This window comes from Achromobacter aegrifaciens (genome assembly GCF_902859965.1).
Classification (GTDB): Bacteria; Pseudomonadota; Gammaproteobacteria; order Burkholderiales; family Burkholderiaceae_B; genus Achromobacter; species Achromobacter aegrifaciens.
The window spans coordinates 1,204,194-1,228,810 of sequence record NZ_CADIKO010000001.1 but is presented as its reverse complement, the minus strand read 5'-3'; the positions used below and the strand labels follow the sequence as shown (position 1 = coordinate 1,228,810).

The 24,617-nt window shown below is 67.0% G+C and carries 22 protein-coding genes; 19 read left to right on the top strand and 3 right to left on the bottom strand.

Going from position 1 to position 24,617, the window contains the following annotated elements; all coding sequences use genetic code 11:
* Window positions 1–111 precede the first annotated feature (111 nt).
* The 4 genes from HV793_RS05715 to HV793_RS05700 all read left to right on the top strand — a co-directional run bounded on the left by HV793_RS05715 (window position 112) and on the right by HV793_RS05700 (window position 4,820).
* Entirely contained in the window at window positions 112–1,644 is a 1,533-nt protein-coding gene (locus HV793_RS05715; RefSeq protein ID WP_175162036.1) for a hypothetical protein, read from the top strand.
* A 176-nt stretch (window positions 1,645–1,820) separates the two neighbouring features.
* Entirely contained in the window at window positions 1,821–3,281 is a 1,461-nt protein-coding gene (locus HV793_RS05710; protein ID WP_175212807.1) for an aldehyde dehydrogenase family protein, read from the top strand.
* A gap of 39 nt (window positions 3,282–3,320) precedes the next feature.
* Window positions 3,321–3,800 (top strand): GlcG/HbpS family heme-binding protein, encoded by a 480-nt coding sequence (locus HV793_RS05705; RefSeq protein ID WP_013391063.1) that lies wholly within the window; start codon window positions 3,321–3,323, stop codon window positions 3,798–3,800.
* Window positions 3,801–3,812: 12 nt separating this feature from the next.
* Complete coding sequence (locus tag HV793_RS05700) at window positions 3,813–4,820, top strand: 2Fe-2S iron-sulfur cluster-binding protein (RefSeq protein WP_175212806.1); 1,008 nt, start codon at window positions 3,813–3,815, stop codon at window positions 4,818–4,820.
* A gap of 10 nt (window positions 4,821–4,830) precedes the next feature.
* Here HV793_RS05700 and HV793_RS05695 read toward each other — a convergent pair whose 3' ends face one another.
* Window positions 4,831–5,268 carry a universal stress protein gene (locus HV793_RS05695; RefSeq protein ID WP_054455315.1) on the bottom strand — a complete coding sequence of 146 codons (438 nt, stop codon included), beginning with the start codon at window positions 5,266–5,268 and terminating at the stop codon, window positions 4,831–4,833.
* A gap of 241 nt (window positions 5,269–5,509) precedes the next feature.
* Here HV793_RS05695 and ssuE point away from each other — a divergent pair, with 241 nt between their 5' ends.
* The 9 genes from ssuE (at window position 5,510) to HV793_RS05650 (ending at window position 13,146) form a co-directional block, all read left to right on the top strand.
* Window positions 5,510–6,130: an NADPH-dependent FMN reductase gene (gene ssuE, locus HV793_RS05690; RefSeq protein WP_054455313.1), complete on the top strand. Its 621-nt coding sequence runs from the start codon at window positions 5,510–5,512 to the stop codon at window positions 6,128–6,130.
* A 3-nt stretch (window positions 6,131–6,133) separates the two neighbouring features.
* Window positions 6,134–6,625 (top strand): ABC transporter permease subunit, encoded by a 492-nt coding sequence (locus tag HV793_RS05685; protein WP_119449914.1) that lies wholly within the window; start codon window positions 6,134–6,136, stop codon window positions 6,623–6,625.
* On the top strand, window positions 6,622–7,518 hold the full coding sequence (locus tag HV793_RS05680) for an ATP-binding cassette domain-containing protein (protein ID WP_175212805.1): 897 nt from the start codon (window positions 6,622–6,624) through the stop codon (window positions 7,516–7,518). Before HV793_RS05685 ends, HV793_RS05680 begins: the two co-directional genes overlap by 4 nt.
* Window positions 7,519–7,581: 63 nt before the next feature.
* Complete coding sequence (locus tag HV793_RS05675) at window positions 7,582–7,797, top strand: TOBE domain-containing protein (RefSeq protein ID WP_054455309.1); 216 nt, start codon at window positions 7,582–7,584, stop codon at window positions 7,795–7,797.
* Between the two features lie 122 nt (window positions 7,798–7,919).
* The gene (locus tag HV793_RS05670) at window positions 7,920–9,332 is read left to right on the top strand and encodes a DUF3300 domain-containing protein (protein ID WP_054455307.1); all 1,413 of its coding nucleotides are present in this window, start codon (window positions 7,920–7,922) and stop codon (window positions 9,330–9,332) included.
* 23 nt (window positions 9,333–9,355) lie between these two features.
* Entirely contained in the window at window positions 9,356–10,204 is an 849-nt protein-coding gene (locus HV793_RS05665) for a DUF2950 family protein (RefSeq protein WP_233564522.1), read from the top strand.
* 173 nt (window positions 10,205–10,377) lie between these two features.
* Entirely contained in the window at window positions 10,378–11,358 is a 981-nt protein-coding gene (locus HV793_RS05660) for a YVTN family beta-propeller repeat protein (RefSeq protein ID WP_175212804.1), read from the top strand.
* Complete coding sequence (locus HV793_RS05655; protein ID WP_166738279.1) at window positions 11,342–12,136, top strand: polysaccharide deacetylase family protein; 795 nt, start codon at window positions 11,342–11,344, stop codon at window positions 12,134–12,136. The genes HV793_RS05660 and HV793_RS05655 overlap by 17 nt, the downstream gene beginning before the upstream one ends.
* A 2-nt stretch (window positions 12,137–12,138) precedes the next feature.
* Window positions 12,139–13,146, top strand: a complete 1,008-nt coding sequence (locus HV793_RS05650; RefSeq protein WP_054455301.1) for a sterol desaturase family protein — start codon at window positions 12,139–12,141, stop codon at window positions 13,144–13,146.
* A gap of 82 nt (window positions 13,147–13,228) precedes the next feature.
* On the opposite strand, the gene HV793_RS05645 is transcribed toward HV793_RS05650, so the two are convergent.
* Entirely contained in the window at window positions 13,229–13,732 is a 504-nt protein-coding gene (locus tag HV793_RS05645) for an acyl-CoA thioesterase (protein ID WP_119451221.1), read from the bottom strand.
* A 50-nt stretch (window positions 13,733–13,782) separates the two neighbouring features.
* Window positions 13,783–15,249, bottom strand: a complete 1,467-nt coding sequence (locus HV793_RS05640) for a DUF1254 domain-containing protein (protein WP_175212803.1) — start codon at window positions 15,247–15,249, stop codon at window positions 13,783–13,785.
* A 304-nt stretch (window positions 15,250–15,553) separates the two neighbouring features.
* Here HV793_RS05640 and fdnG point away from each other — a divergent pair, with 304 nt between their 5' ends.
* The 6 genes from fdnG to selB all read left to right on the top strand — a co-directional run bounded on the left by fdnG (window position 15,554) and on the right by selB (window position 24,602).
* The gene (gene fdnG, locus HV793_RS05635; protein WP_175212802.1) at window positions 15,554–18,622 is read left to right on the top strand and encodes a formate dehydrogenase-N subunit alpha; all 3,069 of its coding nucleotides are present in this window, start codon (window positions 15,554–15,556) and stop codon (window positions 18,620–18,622) included.
* Between the two features lie 10 nt (window positions 18,623–18,632).
* Window positions 18,633–19,532, top strand: coding sequence for a formate dehydrogenase subunit beta (gene fdxH, locus HV793_RS05630; protein ID WP_054455293.1), 900 nt, complete (start codon window positions 18,633–18,635; stop codon window positions 19,530–19,532).
* On the top strand, window positions 19,525–20,157 hold the full coding sequence (locus HV793_RS05625; protein ID WP_119451218.1) for a formate dehydrogenase subunit gamma: 633 nt from the start codon (window positions 19,525–19,527) through the stop codon (window positions 20,155–20,157). Before fdxH ends, HV793_RS05625 begins: the two co-directional genes overlap by 8 nt.
* A gap of 139 nt (window positions 20,158–20,296) precedes the next feature.
* Window positions 20,297–21,241 carry a formate dehydrogenase accessory protein FdhE gene (fdhE, locus tag HV793_RS05620; RefSeq protein ID WP_054455896.1) on the top strand — a complete coding sequence of 315 codons (945 nt, stop codon included), beginning with the start codon at window positions 20,297–20,299 and terminating at the stop codon, window positions 21,239–21,241.
* Entirely contained in the window at window positions 21,241–22,671 is a 1,431-nt protein-coding gene (gene selA / locus HV793_RS05615) for an L-seryl-tRNA(Sec) selenium transferase (protein WP_175212801.1), read from the top strand. Before fdhE ends, selA begins: the two co-directional genes overlap by 1 nt.
* A complete protein-coding gene (gene selB / locus HV793_RS05610; RefSeq protein ID WP_175212800.1) occupies window positions 22,668–24,602 on the top strand; it encodes a selenocysteine-specific translation elongation factor in 1,935 nt (644 codons plus the stop codon). Before selA ends, selB begins: the two co-directional genes overlap by 4 nt.
* Window positions 24,603–24,617: the final 15 nt, after the last annotated feature.

The window sequence follows — 24,617 nt, the reverse complement described above, 5'->3', positions numbered from 1 at the left end:
AGAATTATCGCTTTCCCTAGGCGCTGCATATTTTGATTGGTATGGCTACAAACGAAATATAGTATACCGAACGTGGCGACATAACTGCCACGCATACAAGGGGAATAGCACATGCAAGCGGACGTAGTGCTCAACGCTGCTCACTGGATGTACCTGATCAGCGTGGCCGCCATCATCCTGACGATGATTCTGCGGGCCAACGTGGTGGTGCCGTCGGTCATCGGCACCTTTCTGGTGGTGCTGGCCATCACGGGCAATCCGATCAGCGCCCTGATAGGCATCTTCTCGGCCAGCTTCGTGGCGGCCAAGGAGCTGTTCAACATCTTCCTGGTGATCACCTTCATGACGGCGCTGCTCAATGCGCTGAAAACCCTGCAGGCGGACGTGCGCATGGTGCAGCCGTTTCGCCGCGTCATGCGGGGCGGGCATTCGTCCTTCCTGATCATCGCTCTCTGTACTTATGTGATCTCGCTGTTCTTCTGGCCGACGCCGGCGGTGCCGCTGGTGTCCGCCATCCTGCTGCCCGCGGCCATCGCGGCGGGCCTGCCGCCCTTGGCGGGCGCCATGGCCATCGCCATCGCCGGCCAGGGCATGGCGCTGTCCTCGGACTACGTGATCGGCGTGGCGCCCAGCATCAGCGCCAAGGCTGCCGGGGCGGCGGTTAGCGCCGCCGTGGTCGCGGACCGCGCGCTGGTGCTATCGCTCATCACCGGCGGGGTCGCGCTGGTGGCGGCCTACCTGCTGATCCGCAAGCACATCGTGCCGGCCGATGCTGGGCTCCTGTCCGCCTGGCAGGCCCGCGCGCAGGACGGCAGCCTGGCGCGCATCGAACAGTCCGGCTCCTTCGACAAGGCCGAGCTGGCCCGGGGCACCATGGGCGCGGACCCTGCCTTGCCCAGCGGCCCGGCCCTGAGCGACGAAGAGCGCCGCCGCGTGCGCTGGTCCAAGACCTTTGCCGTGGTGACGCCGTTGGCCTTTCTCGCGGTGATCGCGGTCATGGTGCTGCCGCGCCTGTTCCCGTCCCTGCCCGCGCTGCGCGGCGGCGATGCGGCGGCGCTGGTGGGCGGCGTGGCCTTTGTCGTGATGATGCTGGTGACCCTGGCCGCGGAAGGCCCGCGCAAGATGCTGGACGTCTGTCCGGAACACGTCACCGACGGCTTCGTGTTCGCCTTCAAGGCCATGGGCTCGGTGCTGCCGATCGCGGGTTTCTTCTTCGTGGGCGCCAATGAAACCGCCGCGCAGATCCTGGGCGTGCCGCAAGCGCAGGCGCCGGGCCTGCTGTTCGAGGTGATCTCCGCCGGCCAGCACCTGATCCCCGAAAACCATTTCCTCGTGGCGTTCGGCGTGCTGCTGGTCGGGATGATCACCGGCATCGACGGATCGGGCTTCGCCGGCCTGCCCCTGACCGGCACCCTGTCCGGCGCCCTGGGCCCTGTAGTGGGCGTGGACCCGGCGACGCTGGCGGCAGTGGGCCAGATGGGCGCGGTCTGGACGGGCGGCGGCACGCTGATCGCCTGGTCCTCGCTGATCGCGGTGGCGGGCTTTGCGCGGGTGAACGTGTTGTCGCTGGTGCGCGCCTTGCTGGTGCCGGTGCTGCTGGCGCTGTTCGTCTCCACGATCTGCGCCGTGCTGATCTGGAGCTGATACCTGTTTGTGGCGCTGCTTTGGGGTCCCTGCGGGGACCCTTTTTTCCAGGTGGCGACCTGTCCGGAGCAGGGGTTTACACGTATCGATCCATATTGATTAAAGTATACAATGTTCATAAGCCAACCCGCCCAGGCACTCGCGGCCAGACGGGCGCAGACTAAGGAAGAGCTTCCGTGGACGATCTCTCGCAGCAAACATTCCTGAACCACATCGGCGGCAGCTGGGTGCCCAGCGGCACCGGCAAGACGGCGCCCAACATCAACCCGGCCGACACCAGCGACATCGTGGGCCGTTTCCAGGTGTCGGACGCCGAAGACGCCCGCCAGGCGGTGGCATCCGCCGAGGCCGCCTTCGCCGGCTGGCGCGATACGCCGATCTCCAAGCGCGCCGCCATCCTGTTCCGCGCGGCCCAGTACCTGGAAGACCACGCCAACGACATCGCGCGCGAATTGACCCGCGAAGAGGGCAAGAGCCTGAACCTGGCCCGGGACGAGGTGCTGCGTTCGGCGCAGACGATCCGCTTCTACGCAGTGGAAGGGCAGTCATTCACGGGCGAAACCTATCCCAACGACGATCCGGACATGGTGGTCTACAGCCAGCGCGAACCGCTGGGCGTGGTGACGGTGATTTCCCCCTGGAACTTCCCCATTTCCATCCCCGCCCGCAAGATTGCCCCGGCGCTCATCACGGGCAATACCGTGGTGTTCAAGCCCTCGTCCGACGCACCCATGTCGGGCTACCGGCTGACCGAAGCCTTCGTGCAGGCAGGCCTGCCGGCCGGGGTGCTGAACTTCCTGACCGGCCCGGCCGGCGCCGTGGGCGAGGCCATCACCGGTGCGCGCGCGGTACGGGCGATTTCCTTTACAGGCTCCACCGCCGCGGGCGAGCAGATACACCGGACCGCCGGCCTGACCACCCGCACGCAGATGGAACTGGGCGGCAAGAATCCCTTGATCGTGCTGGCGGACGCCGACCTGGACCGAGCCGTGGACCTGACTGTGAAGGGCGGCTTTTCGCTCAGCGGCCAGGCCTGCACCGGCACCAGCCGGGTGCTGGTGGACAAGCGCGTGCGCCGGGCCTACACCGACAAGCTGCTGGCCCGCATCAAGACGCTGACCATAGGCAACGGCCTGGACGGCAACTTCGACCTGGGGCCGCTGGCCACCGCCAAGCAGTTGGACAACGTGCTGGGCTACGTGGCGGTCGGCAAGCAGGAGGCCACGCACCTGTACGGCGGCGACCGCCTGACGGGTGCCGGGTTCGAGCGCGGCTATTACGTGTCGCCCGCGCTGTTCACCGACGTCACGCAGCAGATGCGCATCGCCCGTGAAGAGATTTTCGGCCCGGTGATCGCGCTGATTGAAGTGGACGGCTACGAAGACGCCATTGCCCGCGCCAACGACACCGAATACGGCCTGTCGGCCGCCATCGCCACCACCGATGCGCGCTATGCCCACCGTTTCGCCCGCGACATCCAGGCCGGCACGGTGAAGATCAATCGGACCACCACCGGCAACCTGATCAACGCGCCGTTCGGCGGACTCAAGCACTCCAGCACCTCCACGTTCCGCGAATCGGGGCGCGTGGGACTGGAGTTCTACACGCAGATCAAGACTGTCTACCGCGCCGGCTGACGCTGCGGTCCCTACACGCAAGCAAAGGAGGTCATCCCCATGAAGCAGGTCTATCGTCTGGAACTTGAAGAAGCGCGCGTGATGGTGCGCGCGGCCATCGCCAAATCGGAAGAGATCGGCGTGCTGGAGACGATTTGCATCGTCGACGACGGCGGCTATCCCATCGCGCTGGAACGCATGGACGGCGCCCGCATCACCGGCCCGCAGATTGCCTGGAACAAGGCATTCACAGCGGCCGGGCACAAGCGTTCCACGCATCTGTTCAACACGCCGCCCAACGGTCCCGCGCTGCCCGGCAACGAAGCGTTCGGCATCCAGTGGAGCTTTGACGGCAAGTTCGCCGTGTTTGTCGGCGGCTTTCCCATTGTGGTCAACAACGAAGTGATCGGCGGCGTGGGCCTGAGCGGCGGCAACGGCGAACAGGACACCAAGGCTGGTCTGGCCGCGCTTGCGGCACTGGCGACGCTGCTGGAGCCGCGCGGCATGAAAGTGCTGGTCGAGGCTGACATCAAGAAATAAGCGAGGCCGGCCATGGCATACCGCGTGCACATCCTGCAAACCGACGAGTCGTTCCAGGTCGAAGAAGGCGAATCCGTGCTGCAGGCCGCCGAACGCTCGGCGGTGAAGCTGCCGCACGAGTGCACCTTCGGCGGCTGCGGCACCTGCCGCATCAAGCTGGAATCCGGCGCCGTGGAGTACGAAGAGTTCCCCATGGCCCTGACACCCGAAGAAGCGGCCGAAGGCTACGCGCTGGCCTGCCAGGCCCGGCCCCTGGGCGATCTTTGCATCAGCGTGGCCAGCAGCCGGCAGTCGTTTCCCGAACCGCGCCGCCTGCCCGCCACCATCCACCGCATCGAGCGCTTCTGCGATGACGTCATCCACCTGACGCTGGCGCTGCCAGAAGCGGGCCTGGAGTACGTGCCGGGCCAGTACATGAACGTGGTGCTGCCCGACGGCAAGACGCGCAGCTTTTCCATGGCTTCCGCACCCGCCGGCAACCTGGTGGATTTCCATGTGCGTCGCATTCCCGGCGGCCGTTACACCGATCAGTGGCTGGGCCAGGCGCAAGCCGGCGCCGGCGTGGAGATCGAAGCGCCGCTGGGCGTATTCAGCTACCACGAGGAAGACTGGCGGCCGCTCATCATGATGGCCACGGGGACCGGCATCGCGCCGATCAAGGCCATCCTGGAATCGCTGCTGGACAACGAGGACTGCCCGCCCGTCACGCTCTACTGGGGCATGCGCACCGAAGCAGACCTGTATCTGCGCGACGAGATCGAAAGCTGGGCGGGGCGGCTGTACGAATTCAACTTCGTGCCGGTGCTGTCGCGCGCGGGCGCCGATTGGCAGGGCCGCCGCGGCCATGTGCAGCAGGCGGTCCTGGAGGACCACCAGGATCTGTCCGAGCACGCCTTCTACCTGTGCGGCGCGCCGGACATGATCCACCAAGCCAAGAGCCTGCTGGCCGCGCGCGGCGCCAGCCTGGATCACATGTACTCCGACAGCTTCACCTTCCAGCACGCGCTGGCCGCGGCCTGAGCGGCCGCGCCTAGCGGTACACCAGCACCGGCAGCTTGGTGCGCGCCAGCACGCGCTGGGTTTCGCTGCCCAGCAGGAAGCCCGTCATGCCGTGGCGGCCGTGCGAACCCATGACGATCAGGTCGCAGCCCTGGTTCTGCGCCGCCTCGACGATGGCTTCGTGCGGATGGTCGTTGACCGTGACCACGGCATTGCACGGCACCAGCGCGTGGCGCGCTTCCATTTCCAGGTTGTCCAGGTAGGTTTGCGCATTCTTGCGCGCCTGGTCGGTGTGGTGCGCCTGCGTGGTGCCCAGCATTTCGGCCTGGTAGACCAGCAGATGGTCCTCCGGAATGGCGCGGATGAGCGTGACGGTGGCTCCCATTTCCTTGGCGAAAACAAGAGCGCGCTTGAAAGCCGATTCAGACAGCAGGGAGCCGTCCACGGCGACGAGCAGGTGCTTATACATGTTGCCTCTCCTTTAGGAAAAGGAATCGGGAGCAACTAGCCAATCCAGTATAGGCTCGCCGCCAGGTGCAAGCCAGTCCTGCATACGGACGAGGCGTCCGGGCGGCAGTCTTCGCATATTTCCCAAAGCGGCCGAACCCGCGCTTCAACATAACCTCATATCGACTAAGTATTTTTCGGCGCCGCGCGGCGATGACAGAATCGGTTCGACTTCTTGAACCCACCGCCGGAAACGACCCTTCATGTCATCGCCACGTCACCAGGCTCACGCCCGCGTCCTTGCCATCGCCGGCAGTCCATCGCAGCGCTCCCGTTCCTCGGTGCTGCTGCGGCACGCCGCCGGGATCCTGCAGCGGCGGGGCTTGAGCGTGGGAGAACTGGGCTTGCGCGATATCCCCGCCGAAGACCTGATAGAAGGCAACTACGCCGGCCCCGCGGCCAACGCGCTGCGCGCACGCGTGGCGGCGGCAGACGCGGTGGTGATTTCCTCGCCGGTCTACCAGGCTTCCTTTTCCGGCGGGTTGAAGGCGGTGTTGGACCTGCTGGATCCCAAGGCGTTGGCCGGGAAGGTGGTGTTGCCCATCGCCACGGGGGGCAGCCCGGCGCATCTGTTGGCGCTGGAGTATGGCTTGAAGCCCGTGCTGTCAGCGCTGGGCGCGCGCCACATCCTGGCGGGCGTCTACGCCACCGATACGCAGGTTCGCCTGGACGAATTCGGCGCGCGCGAGATAGACGGGGAGGTCAGCCGGCGGCTGGATGACTCGGTGGAGCGTCTGTCCGAGCTGGTCTTGCCGCGCGTCGCCGTTTCCAGCCCATCCTACGATCTGGGCCGGCTCGCGTTGGCGGGCGCCTTCAGCGTCTGACCGATGCGCCGCGCCCACGCCCGCAACGCTCCCGACGCCCCGGCTCTGCGCTGGCTGGGAGGCGCGCTGCTCGCCGCACTTTGGCTGGGCGGCAGCGAGACGGCCAGGCCGGCGCTGCCGGCGTTGAGCCTGCTTGCGCCGCTCCTGTACCAGACGGTGCGCGGCATACGCGCGGCGGATCCGGCGCTGGTCGAAACCGGTCGGTCTCATGGCTTGAACGGCTGGGCGCTCTATTGGCATGTGCTGCTGCCGGGCGCATTGCCGTTCATCCTGACGGGCCTGAGGCAGGGGCTGGGACTTCTATGGCTGACCCTGATCGCATTGGAACTGTTCGCGACGCCGACGCGACTGGGAATTCCGCAATGGCTGGGCAGCGGTCCGCCGGGTGCGACGACGCTGTTGCTGGCGATTGCGCTCTACGCGGCTCTCAGCGTGGGCTCGGGGGCGCTGGTAAGCGCGCTGGAGCGCTGGCTGCTGCGCTGGAGGCCGCGATGATGTTCATCAATCCCAACGAATTCGAGCTATTGCAGCACCTGGACGTGCGCCAGCCGACGGAGCCGGACGAAGCGCCCGAGGCCGAGCCGCAGGCTGCGCTGCGCGTGACCTTGCGCAAGCTCGCCAAGCGCCACGGCGACCGCATTGCCTTGCAGCCGCTGGACCTGGAGATCGCGGCCGGCGAGTTCGTGGCCGTGGTCGGGCGCGCCGGCAGCGGCAAGAGCACCTTGCTGCATCTGCTGGCCGGCAAGCTTGCGCCCAGCGGCGAGCAAGGTGGCGAGCCGGGCCGTCCGCCGCTGCTGTTCGACAACTTTCCCGTCTGGGAGCCCGACGCCCGCGTGCGTCTCTTGCTGTCGGACTCACGCCTTTTGCCCTGGAAGACCGTGTTGCACAACGTCGCCCTCGGATTGCCCGGCACGGGGCCGGCGGCCGAAGCGTTGCGGCAGGTCGGACTGGACGGCCGCGGCGGCGAGTGGCCCGCGCAACTATCCGAACCGCAGCGCCAGCGCGTGGCGCTGGCCCGGGCCCTGGCGCGCCGTCCCGGCTTGTTGTTGCTGGACGAGCCTTTCCAGGAGCTGGATTCGCTGAGCCGCATCGAGGCGCAGCGGCTGCTGGAGGATCTCTGGCGCCAGCAGGGCTTTACCGCCGTGCTGTCGACCGACGACGCGGCCGAGGCCGTGGCGGTGGCGGACCGCATCCTGGTGCTGGACGAAGGCGGCGTGGCGCTGGACGAGCGCGTCGGCCTGGCGCGTCCCCGCGTGCGCGGTTCGGCCGCTGTCGCCGCCCTGGAGGCCCGCGTGCTGCGCGCCGCCTTGCGTCAACAAGACACGCCGGACGCTGGCCGTCCCTTGGCGCCCGTCATCCAGATCCGGCACCTGAGGCTGGCGGTCTGAGACCGCGCCCGGCGATTCCCCCATGGGCGGCATGACACCGCCCTTTACCCCAGGAGCAAGACCATGAGCATTCAATCCATCAACGCCCGCAACCAGTTCCGCGGCAAGATCAAGGAGATCATCCTGGGTCCGGTGGTGTCCGAGGTGGACGTGGATACGCCGGCCGGCATCGTGACCTCGGTGATCACCACCCGGTCGGTCAAGGAGTTGGGCCTGGAGGTCGGCACCGAGGTGCTGGCTTTCGTCAAGGCGACCGAGGTTTCCGTCGCCAAACTGTGAACCGAGGCAGACCCACGCCGGCGCTTCCCCTGCGCCGGGGTTAGGCATATATTGTCAGCGCGATATCCGGCAGTTCCTCCTGGCTTGTGGCTTTACGCTTGGCGATACACGGAGAACGGAAAATGCGTCGACTGCAACAATGGTTCATCGGTTGGTTATGCCTGGGGTTGGCGGTCTGCCTTCCCGCCACGGCGCAGACCAAGCTGGACAACGCGCAACTGGATCAGTTGATGGCGCCCGTGGCGCTGTATCCGGATTCGCTGCTCTCGCAAATCCTCATGGGTGCGACCTACCCCGACGATGTCGCGGCGGCCGCCAAATGGTCGGCCGCCCACACCTCGGAATCCGGAGACCAGGCCGTCAAGGCGGTCGAGGGCGAGTCCTGGGATCCCAGCGTCAAATCCCTGGTGGCCTTCCCCTCGGTCATGGACATGATGGGCCGCCAGCCTGACTGGGTGAAATCCGTGGGCGACGCCTTCCTGGCGCAGCCCGACGCCGTCATGGATTCGGTCCAGCGGCTGCGCGTCCAGGCGCAGAAGGCCGGCAACCTGAAGAGCACGCCGCAGCAGAAGGTCACCTCCAGCACCACCAACGACAAGACCGTCGTGGTGATCGAGCCGGCCGATCCGCAGGTGGTGTACGTGCCCAGCTACAACCCGACGGTGGTGTACGGCACCTGGGCCTATCCCTCCTATCCGCCTTACTACTATCCGCCGCCTCCGGGCTCGGTGTTCGCCACCTCGCTGGTGGCCGGCATCGGCTTCGGCCTGGGCGTGGCTGCGGTCAACTCCATGTGGGGCGGGTTCGACTGGGGGCATAACGACGTCGACATCGACGTCAACCGCTACAACAACATCAACGTCAACCAGCGCATCGACCGCAACAACATCAACAACAATAGAACGACCTGGCAGCACAACCCGGCCAACCGCGGCAATACGCCGTATGCCGACCAGGCCAGCCGCCAGCGCTTCGACAGCCAGCGTCAGGCCGGCGTGCAGAACCGGGCGCAGGGGGGCCGCGCGCCGGGCGCAGCGGCAGCGCCGAACTCCCGCGATGCCGCGCGCCAGCGCGCGGCGCAGTCGTTCGAAGGCCGTACCGGGCAGTCCATACCCGGCCATTCCGAACCGGGCGCGGGGCGCGGCCAGGGGGCGGGCAGGGGAGACGCCGCGGCCAATCGCGGGCAGGGACAAGGGCAGCGGGCCGGACAAGGCGGGCAGGGCGGACAAGGCGCCCGCGACCGGGCGCAGGGCGGCGGGCAGGCGCAGCACAGCCGGCCTGCCTCCAGCGTGTCCACGCAGGACCGCCAGGCCGCGGCCCAGCGCCAGCGCGCCGACGAAGTGGCCGCACGCGACCGCGGCCGCGCTTCCAATAGCGCCAACGCGCTGAGCGGCGCCGGCAACGGCGACCAGATGCGGCAGCAGCACACGCGCAGCGAGATGAGCCGCGGCGGCGGTGGCGGCCCGCGCGGCGGCGGACATGGGGGCGGCGGACGCGGCGGTGGCGGCGGCGGACATTTCGGCGGCCGGAGATAAGCATCATGGACAAGGGAACTCTCATGACCATTGCTCGTTTGCGCGCGCTGGGCGCCGCGTCGCTGCTGGCGCTGGGCCTTGCGGCCCCCGCCGCGGCGCAAAGCCTTTATCCGAGTCCGCAGGCCGCCGCCGACGCCTTCGTCGACGCCATGGCCACCAGTGACCTCGACAAACTGGCCAAGGTGTTGGGGCCGAATCATCGCAAGATCGTGCCGGGCGGCGTGGCGCAGGACGACATCTACCGTTTCCTGGCGGCCTGGTCGCGCAAGCACGAGATCGTGGCCGATGGCGGCCGTTCCTGGCTGGCGGTCGGGGATTCGGGCTGGACGCTGCCCGTACCCATCGTGCGCGCCGGGCAGGGCTGGCGTTTCGACCCGGCGGCGGGCACGGCGGAAATCCGCCGCCGCGCCATCGGCCGCAACGAACTGACCGCCATCGAAACGCTGCGCGAGCTGCAGGCCGCGCAGGGGCGATACAAGGACAGCGTGGGCCAGGGACGCTACGCGAGCCGCCTGGTCAGCCGTCCGGGACAACGCGACGGGCTGTACTGGCCCGAGGTGCCGGGCGCACCGCAGCAGGCCTACGGGTTGGACGCGCTCAGCATGGGGCCGGAGGTGCCGCTGGACGACGCTTACTACGGCTACCGGTACAAGGTGATACCGGGCGCGGACGCAGGCTCGTACCGAATCGTGGCCTGGCCGGCGCGCTACGGGCAGACGGGCATCGACTCCTTCGTCGTCGGTCCCGACGGGCGCGTGTTGGAAGCCGACCTGGGACCCGCGTCCGCGGCACGCGCCGCGGCCTTGCGGGAACGCGATATCAGTGCCGGAACCTGGACCGACGCCGACGCGCAACCCGTTGGCAGCAAATGATTTTTCCGGCTTCCGATGAGTAATCGGGACACGCCTGTTGCTGGGTCGCAACAGGCGTGTCCGTTTGTCCGCATCGGGTAGCGCGACGCCCTTTTGTCAGCCCGCTGTGCCTAAAATGGCGAGCACCGGGACCCTGCCCGATACCCCTTTGCCGGACCTAGAAATTGAACCCCATGCATTTTGTCCGCTACGCCCTCTTCGGCGTAGGGATGGCGCTTAGCGCCGCGGCGGCCTCGGCCCCGATTTTCGTCCTGAACTCCCTGGACGCCAACGTCAGCATCGTCGATCCGGCCACCTACAAGGAATTGCGGCGCGTGCCCACGGGCAAGGAGCCGCATCACCTGTACCTGACTCCCGACGAAAAGTCGCTCATGGTGGCCAACGCCACCAGCGATTCGATCACGCTGATGGATCCCAAGACCGGTGAAGTGCAGCGCACGCTGACCGGCATCGTCGATCCCTACCAGTTGCAGTTCTCGCCGGACATGAAGTGGTTCGTGACCGCGGCCAACCGCCTGGACCACATCGACATCTATTCCTGGCATCCGCTGGAAAAAGGCTTCGACCTCAAACTGGTCAAGCGCATCCAGGCCGGCAAGACGCCCAGCCACATCATGATCGACAAGGCCAGCACCACGGCCTACGTGACGCTGCAGGACAGCGATCAGCTCATCGCCATCGACCTGGCCACGCAGACGCCGAAATGGACGGTGTCGGTGGGCAAGACGCCTGCGGACGTATTCCTGACGCCCGACCAGAAAACCCTGCTGGTGGCGCTGACCGGCGACTCCTACGTCGAGGCCTACGACGTCAGCAGCGGCCCGGCCAAGCTGGTGACGCGCATCAAGACCGCCGCGGGCGCCCACGCCTTCCGCGCGCAGGGCGACCACCGCCACCTGTTCGTCAGCAACCGCACCGCCAACTCCATCAGCCGCATCGACCTGCAGACGCTGGCCGTCACCGACACCTTCCCGGTGCCCGGCGGTCCCGACTGCATGGACGTGCTGGCCGATGGCAAGACCCTGCTGGTCACCTCGCGCTGGGCCCGCAAGCTCACCGTGGTGGACCTGGAGCAGAAGAAGGTGGTCAATCAGGTGCCGGTGGGCAAGTCGCCTCACGGCGTCTGGACCTTGAACCATGCTCCTACGAGATAAGCGCGTCCACGCCGCGGTGATGCTTGCGCTGGCCTTTCCCAGCATGGGAATGGCCGCGCCCGCCACCTGCGACAAACCGGTCTACCTGACGTTCGATACCGGCCACATGGGCGTGGCCCCGCTGATCGCGGACGTATTGGCCCGCCACAACGTCAAGGTCACTTTTTTCCTGGCCAACGAGCGCACGCTGACCGACGGCTCCAGCCTGGATGACGTGTGGGCGCCCTGGTGGAAGGCGCGCGCGGCCGAAGGCCATGTCTTCGGCTCGCACACCTATGACCACGTCTATTGGCAGGCGGATCTTCCTGGCGGCAAGTTCCGCGTCAAGCCCAGCGCCGGCCCGGACGCGGGCAAGCGCGCCGAATGGACGCCCGAGCAGTATTGCGCCGAGATCAAGCGGTCCGTCACCCGTTTCCATCAGATGACGGGCAAGAACATGCTGCCGATCTACCGCGCGCCGGGCGGCAAGACCTCGCCTGCGCTGCTGAAGGCGGCCAAGGCCTGCGGCTTCGAGCACGTGGGCTGGGCGCCCGCCGGCTTCCTGGGCGATGAACTGCCCAGTGATAAATACCCCAACGCCCGCCTGCTGGACCAGGCGCTGCGCACCATCAAGCCCGGCGACATCCTGCTGGCCCACCTGGGCATCTGGTCGCGCCAGGATCCGTGGGCGCCAGCCGTGCTGGAGCCGCTGATTGAAGGTTTGCAGCGCAAGGGCTATTGTTTTGCTACCTTGGACACGCACCCGTCCTATCGCGATTGGATCGCTAATCATCACTGATCATGGATACGCTTAGTCAATTGTTCGGAGAGTGCCAGCAATGGCTCTTCGAAACGGCGATTCAGCCCGCGCTGTTCCACCTGGGCATGAGCAACTTCATCGAGGACGGCTACGACGCCACCATGTGGCTGCTGGTCGGCCTGCTGCAGATTGTCGTGCTGGTCCTGGTGTTCGGTCCCCTGCAGCGCCTGCGCCCCGTGGAGGCGGTTACCGACCGTCGCCAGATCGGCATTGACGTGCTGTACACGCTGATCCACCGGCTGGGCGCTTTCCGCCTGCTGCTGTTCTTCACCATCGACCCGTTGTGGGACAGCGTGTTTGGTCAGCTGCACGTCTGGGGTTTCGCGCCTTTCCAGCTGGACCAGTACTGGCCCGGCGTGACGGACAAGGCCTGGGTCAGCCTGATCATCTACCTGTTGCTGTTCGACGCGGTGGACTACATCTACCACCGTGCCCAGCACCGTTTCGGCTGGCTCTGGGCTTTGCACGCCGTGCATCACAGCCAGCGCCAGATGACCATCTGGAGCGACGACCGCAACCACCTGCTGGACGATATGCTGCGCGACGTGCTGGTGGTGTTCGTGTCGCAACTGGTGGGCGTGCCGCCGGCGCAGTTCGTCATGGTGGTGGCCATCACTCAGCTGGCGCAGAGTTTCTCGCACGCCAATCTGCGCATGCATTTCGGCGCCATCGGCGAGCGCCTGCTGGTCAGCCCGCGTTTTCACCGCCACCACCATTCCATCGCCTACGACGCCTCCACGCCGGGTCCGGTGGGCGGCTACAACTTTGCGGCGCTGTTTCCCATCTGGGACGTACTGTTCCGCACCGCCCGCTTCGGCGTGGGCTACGGCCCCACGGGCATTCATGACCAGCAGGCGGAACTGGGCGGGCGCGATTACGGCCGCGGCTTCTGGTCGCAGCAGTGGCTGGGCTTGAAACGCATGGTGGGCCGCGACCGCGAACCCGCCGCCGCGCCGCCGTCGCCGCCGGCCTCGGTTGAACGCGCCTGAAAGCGGCCTGGCCTCAAAGGCCGCGCATGAAAAAACGAGCCCGCTGGGCTCGTTTTGTTTTGGGCGGGCAGGGAATTCCGTTTCAGGGTTGCGCGTCGTGCGTGGTTTCGCGCTTGATCTCGCCGTGCCGGCGTTCCATTTCCTGGCGCAGTTCGCGGCGCAGCCGGGCGGCTTCCATGCGTTGCTTCTCTTCCAGGTTGCGCGGTTCCAGCGGCGGCACCGCGGTCGGCGCGCCCTGGTCATCCACCGCAACCATCGTGAAATAGCAGCTGTTGGTGTGGCGCACGAGCTTCTTGCGGATGTCCTCGGTGACGACCTTGATGCCGATTTCCATGGACGTGCGGCCGGTGTAGTTCACCGCCGCCAGAAAGGTCACCAGTTCGCCCACGTGGATCGGTTCGCGGAACACGACCTGGTCCACGGACAGGGTCACCACATATTGGCCGGCGTACCGGCTGGCACAGGCGTAGGCCACCTGGTCCAGGTACTTGAGGATGGTTCCGCCGTGCACATTCCCTGAGAAATTCGCCATGTCCGGCGTCATCAGGATGGTCATCGACAATTGGTGGCTAAAGGCTTCGTCCATGGCGGGCGTTCAATCTTGGATAAAACGCCTATGGTAGCGGCAGGCGCCTGTCATGGCTGCGTCTTTTCAGCGGCTTCCGGGGTTTCTTGCGTCGCTTCTTGGGGAGGGGCGTCGCGCAGCAGGGCTGGGGGCGTCCACAATCCGTCCAGCAGGGCGGGTTCCGGCGCATACACGCGCAGCAGCACGCTGACCGCGCCGGCGGCAGGCAGCGGCAGCCAGTTGGACTGTTCCTCGGGCGCGGGCGGCGCATGGCTGATGCGCAGGTCCAGCGAACCGTCGGCGTTGTAGCGCAGCGGGTCGCGGTCGCCCAGCGCGTAGCGGTTCAGCGGATTGGCCGACGGCATGCCTTGCGCGTCATAGGCCGCCAGCGACCACAGCGCCGCGGCGGGCGGCAATTGGCCGCTTTCGAAATGCAGCGTGTAGCCATGCGCGCCATCCAGCGGTGCGCCCTGGCTGTCGGCCGCCAGCAGCAGCACGCTCAGGTCTTCGGGCAGGCCCGCGCCCGGCTGCGCCTGCGCCGCCAGGGCGCGCCGCAGATAGGAATTGCCGTAGACGCCGATGCTGGCGGTTTCCTGGTGCCAGCCGTTGACGCTGCGCACCGTGGCGCCGGCTGCCGCCGTCATGCGCTCGCGCGCCGCCCGCAGGCCGCGGCGCAAGCCCTGTTTGGCAGGATGGTCGAGCTGGGCGAAGTCGAATGGCCGGCCGGCGACCAGCCCGGCGCCGCGCAGCCTGGCCAGCACCGGCTGGTCGGTGGCATGCGGCGGGTTCTTGCGCAGCAGCTCCGCCGCATATTCGAAGTAGGCGTCGGTCGGCATGGATTCGACCTGCTCGCGCACGGGGATGCGCAGATTCAGGGAAGGATCGGCCTTCAACCGCTGCGCCTGCGCGGGCAGGTTCCATTGCGCCAGCGGCGTCACCAGGAAGCCGTCCTGCAAGGCGTGGACCGCGGGGTAATCGGCAGGCCCATCGGCCTGGATCAGATTCTTGGCCCAAACATAGGCGGTGGGCGCATCGATGCGCGCTATGCCCGAGGGCAGCACGCCGTTCCAGCCCGGCGGAACGATCACGGTATTGCCCTTGGCCGTGCCGGTGCTGCGCTTGCCCAGCGTGGCGAACACGTCGGTCCACATGTCCAGCAGCGTCAGCGTATAGAGCCGGCCTTGGGTATCCGGCACCGACAGCACCACCGGCCCGGACGTCAGGTCCAGCCAGCCGACGCTGCGCAGCATGTCGGGGTTGGCCCAGGGCGTGGCGGCGCCCGGCTGCGGCAGCGCACGCGCGTGCAGAAAGGTGTTGGCCGGCGCGCCGTCGTTGCCGCGGGACGGATGGGTGAACTGGCGGCGGGTCAGGTCCATCGTGACCAGCGGATAGAAGTACAGATAGCCTTCCATGCCCGCCTGGTGGGCGGCCTCGGTGGCCGCCGCCGCGGGAGTCAGCGCGGCCGGGGCCGCGCGGGTCAGCGTGGCGGGCGCGAGCGCGGCGGTGATGGACAGGGCCAGGGCAACAAGGCGGCGCATCGGCGCTCCTACGGTCATGCGGAAAACAGGAGGGAAGGCTGGAGGCGCGGCGTCCCCGAATGGGGAGCGTGGGGGCCAGTCCAGGCAGCCGGGAATGGTAGCAGCCGCAGGATCATCCAAAATCTGCGAAAAAACCCTATTTCGCCGCCAAATTTCAGACATAAGGAAGCTCTCTTTGGGGCCGGATGCCATGGCGCGTCCGTCCCGCAAAGCCTATACTTGGAAAAATATCCTTGGAAACCGTAGGGCTTTTTGCTTCGGCCAGCCAACGGCTTCCTCCATTTCACCAGGAGAGGAGTGTTTCATGGTCAACATGAATCGCCGCCAGTTCTTCAAGGTGACCGGTGCGACGCTGGCAGGCTCCAGCCTGGCTTTGCTGGGGGCAGCCCCCGGCACGGCCATGGCCGAAGTCCGCCAGTACAAGCTTGCGCGCATGACTGAAACGCGCAACACCTGTCCCTACTGTTCGGTCGCCTGTGGACTGCTGATGTACGGCTTGGGCGACGGCTCCAAGAACGCCCGTGCCAGCATCATGCACATCGAAGGCGACCCCGACCACCCCGTCAACCGCGGCACGCTCTGTCCGAAGGGCGCTGCCCTGATCGACTTCATCCACAGCCCCAACCGCCTGAAGTACCCGGAATACCGGGCTCCAGGTTCGGACAAGTGGGTGCGGATGTCGTGGGACGACGCCCTGACCCGCATCACCAAGCTCATGAAGGCGGACCGCGACGCGAACTTCGTCGAGAAGACCGCGGACGGCAAGACTGTCAACCGGTGGCTGACCACCGGCATGCTGGCGGCCTCGGCAAGCAGCAACGAGGTCGGCTACATCACGCACAAGACTGTGCGCAGCATGGGGATACTGGCGTTCGATAACCAAGCCCGTGTCTGACATGGCCCGACGGTGGCAGGTCTTGCCCCGACGTTTGGCCGTGGAGCGATGACGAACCATTGGGTCGACATCAAGAACGCGGACGTAGTACTGATCATGGGCGGCAATGCCGCCGAGGCCCACCCTTGCGGGTTCAAATGGGTCACGGAAGCAAAGGCCCATAACAAGGCAAAGCTGATCGTCGTGGATCCGCGCTTTACGCGCTCGGCATCCGTGGCGGACTTCTACGCGCCCATACGCACCGGCACCGACATCATCTTCTTGGGCGGCGTCATCAAGTATCTGCTGGACAACGACAAGATCCAGCATGAGTACGTGCGCAACTACACGGACTTTTCCTTCATCGTGCGCGAGGACTTCGCGTTCGACGCAGGCCTGTATTCCGGCTACGACGCCGAAAAGCGCACCTACAACAAGGCCAGCTGGGACTACGAGCGCGGCGACGACGGCTACGTCAAGACGGACCCGACGCTGGCGCATCCGCGCACCGTCTACCAGTTGCTGAAGAAGCACTACTCGCGCTACACCGAAGACATGGTCGAGCGCGTCTGCGGCACGCCCAAGGACAAGTTCCTGAAGGTGTGCGAGATGCTGGCTTCCACCGCCACCACCAACCGCGCCGCGACCATCCTCTACGCGCTGGGGTGGACGCAGCACTCCATCGGTTCGCAGATCATCCGCACGGGCGCGATGGTGCAGCTGCTGCTGGGCAACATCGGCATCGCCGGCGGCGGCATGAACGCGCTGCGCGGGCACTCGAACATCCAGGGCCTGACCGATCTGGGCCTGATGTCGAACCTGCTGCCCGGCTACATGACCCTGCCCAACGAGCCCGAGCAGGACTACGGCAAGTACATCGAGTCGCGCACGCAGAAACCCCTGCGGCCCAATCAGCTTAGCTACTGGCAGAACTACAGCAAGTTCCACGTGAGCCTGATGAAGGCCTGGTGGGGCAAGTCCGCCACGGCCGAAAACAATTGGGCGTTCGACTACCTGCCCAAGCTGGACAAGCTCTACGACATGCTGCAAGTCTACGAGCTCATGAACCAGGGTAAGATGAACGGCTACATCGCCCAGGGCTTCAACCCCCTGGCGGCCGCGCCCAACAAGGCCAAGCTGAACGCCGGTTTCGCCAAGCTGAAGTTCCTGGTCATCATGGATCCGCTGGTCACCGAGACCTCCGAGTTCTGGCGCAACGCGGGCGAGACCAACGATGTGGATCCGTCCAAGATCCAGACCGAGGTCTTCCGTCTGCCGACCACCTGTTTCGCCGAGGAAGACGGCACGCTGGTGAACTCCGGCCGCTGGCTGCAATGGCACTGGAAGGGCGCGGAGCCTCCGGGCGAAGCCAAGAGCGACATCGAGATCATGGCGCTGCTGTTCACGCGCCTGCGCAAGATGTACCAGGACGAGGGCGGCAAGTATCCCGATCCCATCGTCAACCTGTCGTGGCCGTACTCCAATCCGCAGAATCCCACCGCCGAAGAGCTGGCCAAGGAATACACCGGCAAGGCACTGGTGGAACTGACCGACCCCAAGGATCCGTCCAAGGTCACCCGCAAGGCCGGCGAGCAACTGGCCGGCTTCGCGGAACTGCGCGACGACGGCTCCACCATCAGCGGCTGTTGGATCTTCGCGGGCGCCTGGGGGCCTGGCGGCAACCTGATGGCGCGGCGCGACAACAGCGACCCGACCGGCATCGGCCAGACCCTGAACTGGGCCTGGGCGTGGCCGGCCAATCGCCGCATCCTGTACAACCGCGCCTCCTGTGACGTGGCGGGCAAGCCCTTCGATCCACGCCGCAGCCTGATCTCCTGGAACGGCAAGTTCTGGACCGGCGCGGACATCCCCGACTTCAAGGGCGATGAAAATCCCGACGGCGGCATGGGTCCGTTCATCATGAACCCCGAGGGCGTGGCGCGCTTCTTCGCGCGGGCGGGCATGGCCGAAGGGCCGTTCCCCGAACACTACGAACCCTTCGAGACGCCGCTGGGCTACAACCCGCTGTATCCGAAGGCCAAGGGCGTCACCAGCAATCCGGCCGCGCGGGTCTTCAAGGACGACCTGGCCGCGATGGGCACCGTGGACAAGTTCCCCTACGTGGCCACGACCTACCGCCTGACCGAGCACTTCCACTACTGGACCAAGCACGTCCGCATCAACTCGATCCTCCAGCCGGAGCAGTTCGTGGAGATCGGCGAGGCGCTGGCCAAGGAATTGGGCATTGCCAACGGGTCGCGCGTGAAGGTGTCGTCCAACCGCGGCTACATCAAGGCGGTGGCGCTGGTCACCAAGCGCTTGCGCGCGCTGACCATCGAGGGCAAGACCGTGCACCACGTGGGCATCCCCATCCATTGGGGCTTCGTGGGCCTGGCCAAGCCTGGCTTCCTCACCAACACCCTGACGCCGTTCGTGGGCGACGGGAATTCCCAGACGCCGGAATTCAAGTCGTTCCTGGTGCAGGTCGAGAAGGCCTAAGGAGACCGACATGTCCATGCAATCCCTAGACATCAAGCGGCGCTCCGCCACCACCACGCCGCCGCCGGGCATCCGCGAGCCCGTCACGGGCTCGGTGGCCAAGCTGATCGACGTCTCCAAGTGCATCGGCTGCAAGGCTTGCCAAAGCGCCTGTATGGAATGGAACGATCTGCGCGACGAGATCGGCACCAACGTGGGCGTCTACGACAACCCTGCCGACCTGACCGAGCATTCCTGGACCGTCATGCGCTTCTCCGAATACGAGAATCCGCAAGGCGACCTGGAATGGCTGATCCGCAAGGACGGCTGCATGCACTGCGAGGATCCGGGCTGCCTGAAGGCCTGTCCCTCGCCGGGCGCCATCATCCAGTACAACAACGGCATCGTGGATTTCCACGAAGAGAACTGCATCGGTTGCGGCTACTGCATCACTGGCTGTCCGTTCAACGTGCCGCGCATCTCCAAGAAGGACCACAAGGCGTACAAGTGCACCCTGTGTTCCGACCGCGTGGCCGTCGGCCAGGAGCCGGCCTGCGTCAAGGCCTGTCCCACCGGCGCCATCGTCTTCGGCACCAAGGAAGACATGACGCAGCACGCCGAGGAACGGATCGTCGACCTCAAGTCGCGCGGCTTCGACAAGGCCGGCCTGTATGACCCGCAGGGCGTGGGCGGCACCCACGTCATGTACGTGCTGCATCACGCCGACCAGCCCGGGCTGTACCACGGGCTGCCCAAGGACCCGCAGATCAGCCCCATGGTTTCGCTGTGGAAGGGCCTGGCCAAACCGCTGGGCGTGGCCGCCATGGCCCTGACCGCGCTGGCGGGCTTCTTCCACTACGCCCGCGTTGGCCGCAACGAGGTGTCCGAGGAAGACGAACGCCGTGCCGAAGAGGAGGTGCGCCATGAGTGAAGACCGCCATCACCGCCGGATCAAGCGCTACACGCCAGGTGAGCGCACCAACCACTGGATCATCGCCTTCACGTTCATCCTGTTGGCGCTGTCCGGGCTGGCGCTGTTCCACCCGTCCATGTACTGGCTGACCAACCTGTTCGGGGGCGGTCCCTGGACGCGCATCCTGCATCCCTTCATCGGGATCGTGATGTTCGTCTGCTTCGTCGTGTTCGCCGGCCACATGTGGCGGCACAACCTCATGACGAAGGCCGATCGCCAGTGGATGCGGCAACTGAACGACGTGGTCGAGAACCGCGAGGAAAAGCTCCCGGAAGTCGGCAAGTACAACGCCGGCCAGAAGCTGCTGTTCTACGTGTTGATCCTCTGCATGCTGGGCCTGTTCGTCAGCGGCATCGTGATCTGGCGCGAGTACTTCGCGTTCTACTTCCCGATCTGGGTCATCCGCGCCGCCTCGGTGGTGCATGCCGTCAGCGCGCTGGTGCTGATCTGCGCCATCATCGTGCACATTTACGCGGCGATCTGGGTCAAGGGTTCCCTGACCGCGATGCTGCGCGGGTATGTGACGGCGGGTTGGGCGTGGAAGCATCACCGCGCCTGGTTCCGCGAACAAATCAGAAAATAAAGCTGACGGGGCGCGCTTGCAGGTGCGTCCCGCTTGCTCTGCGGCAAATGGGCCTCTCCTGGCGCCCACGCACCCGCCCAACGGCTGCTATCCTTCTCCTTGAAGGCTGGCAGCCGTGTTTTTTTATCTGGAGACGCAAGTGCAGCGAATTCTTCCGCGCGGCGAGATCGAAGCGCTAGACCATAACCGCATTCCCCAAGTCAGCCTGCCGGACCGCGCGTCGGTTTTTGCCACGCGTGCAGCCCGCTTGCGGCAGCTGGCGGCGGATAGCCCGGTGGCCGACTACCTGCTGCTGATGGCGCATCTGGTCGACGCCCAGCACCGCGCCCTGCAGGATTGCGCCGCGCCCGCGGCCTCCGAGGAGCGCATTTCGCTGGCGCAGGCGCATGGCATGCCGCCCCTGCAGGCCGTGGGCTGGCCGCGCGACCCCTTGTGGCGCAACATCCTGGGCCAGCTGCTGGACCACGTCGCCAGCGCCAAGGACGTGCCGGCCGAGGCCATCGAAGTCTGCGCCGGCCTGCGCCGCGCGCTGACCGAGTCCCCGGAGTCGCTGGAGGATCTGGCCGAGGCCGTGCTGTCCGAGCAGGACCAGGGCGTGGACGGCGCCGCCGCTCCCTTCGTGATGGCGGCCCTGCAAGTCTATTGGACCGATCTGGCCAGCCGTTTCGACGAAAAGCAGTTGCCAGTGGCCAGTCCCTTCGGCGTCTGTCCCGTTTGCGCCAGCCTGCCGGTGGCCAGCGTGGTCCGCGTGGGCGGGCAGTTCGAAGGCTACCGCTACCTGTGCTGCAGCCTGTGCGCGACCCAGTGGCACATGGTGCGGGTGAAATGCTCGCATTGCGAAGACGTGGAATCGGTGGCCTACCAGGCCATCGAGGGCCGCACGCCCGCCATCAAGGCCGAAACCTGCGACCACTGCCACACCTATCGCAAGATCTTCTACCAGGACAAGGACCTGCAGGTGGAACCCGTGGCCGACGACCTGGCCAGCCTGATGCTGGACGTGCTGGTCGGCGAGGCCGGCTATTCGCGGGCCAGCGGCAATCCGTTGCTGTGGCACGGATCGGAGCCGGGAGCAGAGCAGTAATGGCCGCGCCAGCGCCTGCAGGCGGCGTGGCCGCGGTCTCGGAGATCCCGTCGCTGGACCGGTTGCTGAATGCACCGGCCATGCGCGCCGCGCTGGACGTGCACGGCCGCACGCAGGTGGTGGCGGCCCTGCGCCGCGATCTGGACGCGATGCGCGAACGCGCGCTGGCCGGCGGGTTGCCGCGCCAGGAATTGGAAGCCGAGGCCGTGGCGGCGCGCGTGGCCGCGGCCCTGGCCCGCGCCGCCGAGCCCAGGCTGCGGGCCGTGTACAACCTGACCGGTACGGTGTTGCACACCAATCTGGGCCGGGCGCTGCTGCCCGACGAGGCGGTGGCGTCGGTGCTGCGCGCCCTCACCACTCCCGCCAACCTGGAGTTCGACCTGGACACCGGCGGGCGCGGCGACCGCGACGACCTGATCGACGAACTGTTGTGCGAACTGACGGGGGCCGAGGCCGCTACCGTCGTCAACAACAATGCGGCCGCCGTATTGCTGATGCTCAATGCCCTGGCAGACCGGCGCGAAGTCGTGGTGTCCCGGGGCGAACTGGTCGAGATCGGCGGCGCGTTCCGCATTCCGGACATCATGAAGCGCGCCGGGGCCAAGCTGGTCGAAGTCGGCGCCACCAACCGCACCCATGCCGCCGATTACGAAAACGCCATCGGCCCGCGTACCGCCATGCTGATGAAGGTGCATTGCAGCAACTACGCGGTCACCGGTTTCACCAAGAGCGTGAGCGTGGCCGAGGTGGCGGCGCTGGCGCACGCGCGCGGCCTGCCCGCTACCGTGGACCTGGGCAGCGGCACGCTGGTCGACCTGACCCAGTTCGGCCTGCCCAAGGAAGACACCGTGCGCGAAACCATCGCGGCCGGCGCGGACCTGGTCACCTTCAGCGGCGACAAACTGCTGGGCGGCCCGCAGGCCGGCCTGCTGGTGGGCCGCAAGGACCTGATCCGCAAGATCAAGAAGAATCCGCTCAAGCGCGCGCTGCGCGTCAGCAAGCTGACGCTGGCGGCCTTGGAGCCGGTGTTGGGCCTGTACCGCGCGCCCGAATTCCTGGCCGATCGCTTGACCACGCTGCGCTTGTTGACCCGCCCGCAACGCGACATCCAGCCGCAGGCCGAGCGCCTGCGCGGCGTCCTGGCGCATGCGGCGGGCGAGCACTACGCGGTAGAGGCCGTGCCCATGTTCAGCCAGATCGGCAGCGGCGCCTTGCCCGTGGACCAGCTGCCCAGCTACGGCCTGGCCGCGCGCTACACCGGCAGCGGCCGCGCCGGCCGGCACCTGGACAAACTGGAGACGCAATTGCGCCGCCTGCCCGTGCCCGTGATCGGCCGCATTGCGGACGACGCCCTATGGCTGGATCTGCGTTGCCTGGAAGCGCGCGACGAACCGGCCTTCGCCGCGCAACTCGCGGAGCGCCTGGCGTGATCATCGGCACCGCAGGCCATATCGATCACGGCAAGACCACGCTGGTGCGGGCGCTGACCGGCATCGATACCGACAGGCTCAAGGAAGAGAAGGCGCGCGGGATTTCCATCGAGCTGGGCTATGCCTACACCCCGTTGCCCAACGGCGACGTCCTGGGCTTCATCGACGTGCCCGGGCACGAGAAGCTTGTGCACACCATGGCGGCCGGCGCCAGCGGCATTGATTTCGGCCTGCTGGTGGTGGCGGCGGACGACGGCGTCATGCCGCAGACGCGCGAACACCTGGCGATCCTGACCCTGCTGGGCGTGGAACGCGGCGCGGTGGCGCTGACCAAGACCGACCGCGCCGATGCCGCGCGGCTGCAGGCAGTGCGCGCGGAAATCGCCGAACTGTCCGCGGGTACCTTCCTGCAGGATGCGCCGCTATACGCCGTATGCGCGTCGCAGGCCGGCGACCCGGGCGTGGCGGAACTGAAAGACTATCTGCACGGCGAGGCTCAAGCCCTGCGCCAGCGCGACAGCGCGGGCCTGTTCCGGCTGGCCGTCGATCGCGTGTTCACCCTGGCCGGCCACGGCACGGTGGTGACAGGCACGGCCCATGCCGGACTCGCGCGGGCGGACGACGACGCTGCCGACCTGCGGCTGATGCCTGCCGGCACACGCGTACGCGTGCGCAGCATCCATGCCCAGAACCAGCGCAGCGAAACCGGCGCGGCCGGCCAACGTTGCGCCTTGAATCTCGCCGGCATGGACAAGAACGCCATCGCGCGCGGCGACTGGATCGCGGATGCGCGCTGCTTTTTGCCGTCGCGCCATGTCGACGTGGCGCTGACGCTGCTGGCAACCGCCGACGCGCCGGTGCGCGCATGGGCGCCGCTGCATGTGCACATCGGCGCCGCGCGCCACGTGGCGCACGTGGTGCCGCTGAGCGCGGAATCGCTTGCCCCGGGACAGTCCGGCTGGGTGCAGCTGGTGTTCGACGAACCCGTCTGCGTCATGCCGGGCGACCGCTACATTGTGCGCAACGCGCAGGCCACGCGCACGGTCGGCGGTGGCCGGGTGCTGGACCCGAACGCTCCTGACCGCAAGCGCCGGTCCGCCGCGCGCATGCAGTGGCTGCAGGCGCTGGCGGCCATGCTGGACGGCGCCGGCCTGCATCCCGTGCTGGAGCACGCTGCGCTGGGGCTGGACGAAGACGCCTTGCAGCGCCTGACGGGCAAGCCGGTAAATGAGATCGCTGCGCCGCCCGCTGCGGTATGGCTGGAGGCGCGCACGCCGCAGGCGCCGCGCACCCTGATCCTGACTGCCCATTGGGACGCGCTGCGCGCGCGCGTGGAACAGGCGCTGGCGGCCTTCCATCAAGGCGCGCCCGACGAGCCAGGCCCTGACGGCCCGCGCTTGCGCCGCATGGCCATGCCCATCGGCCCGGATGCGCTGTGGCAGGCGGCGCTGGACGATCTGCAGCGCGATGGCCGCATCGTGCGCAATGGCCCCTGGCTGCACCTGCCGGGTCATAGCGCAACCTTGGCGCCCGAGGAGTCGGCGCTGGCCGGGCGCGTGCTGCCTCTGCTGGCGGCCGGCGCCTTCGACCCGCCCTGGGTGCGGGATCTCGCCCGCACGCTGGGCGAGCCCGAGGACCGCATGCGGCAGCTGCTGCGCAAGCTGCTGCGGCGCGGCGAAGTGGCCCAGGTGGTGAAAGACTTGTTCTATCACCGCGACCAGGTGGCGGCGTTGGCAGTGCTTGCGCAAGGCCTGGCGGCGCAGCCCGCGGGCTTGAACGCCGCGTCGTTCCGCGACGCCACGGGCCTGGGCAGAAAGCGCGCGATCCAGATCCTGGAGTTCTTCGACCGCGTGGGGTACACGCGGCGTTTGCGCGACACGCACGTGTTGCGCCAGGAAAGCGCCTACGGAAGCCCGCGGCAGGCGCAGTAACCCGGTATCATGGGC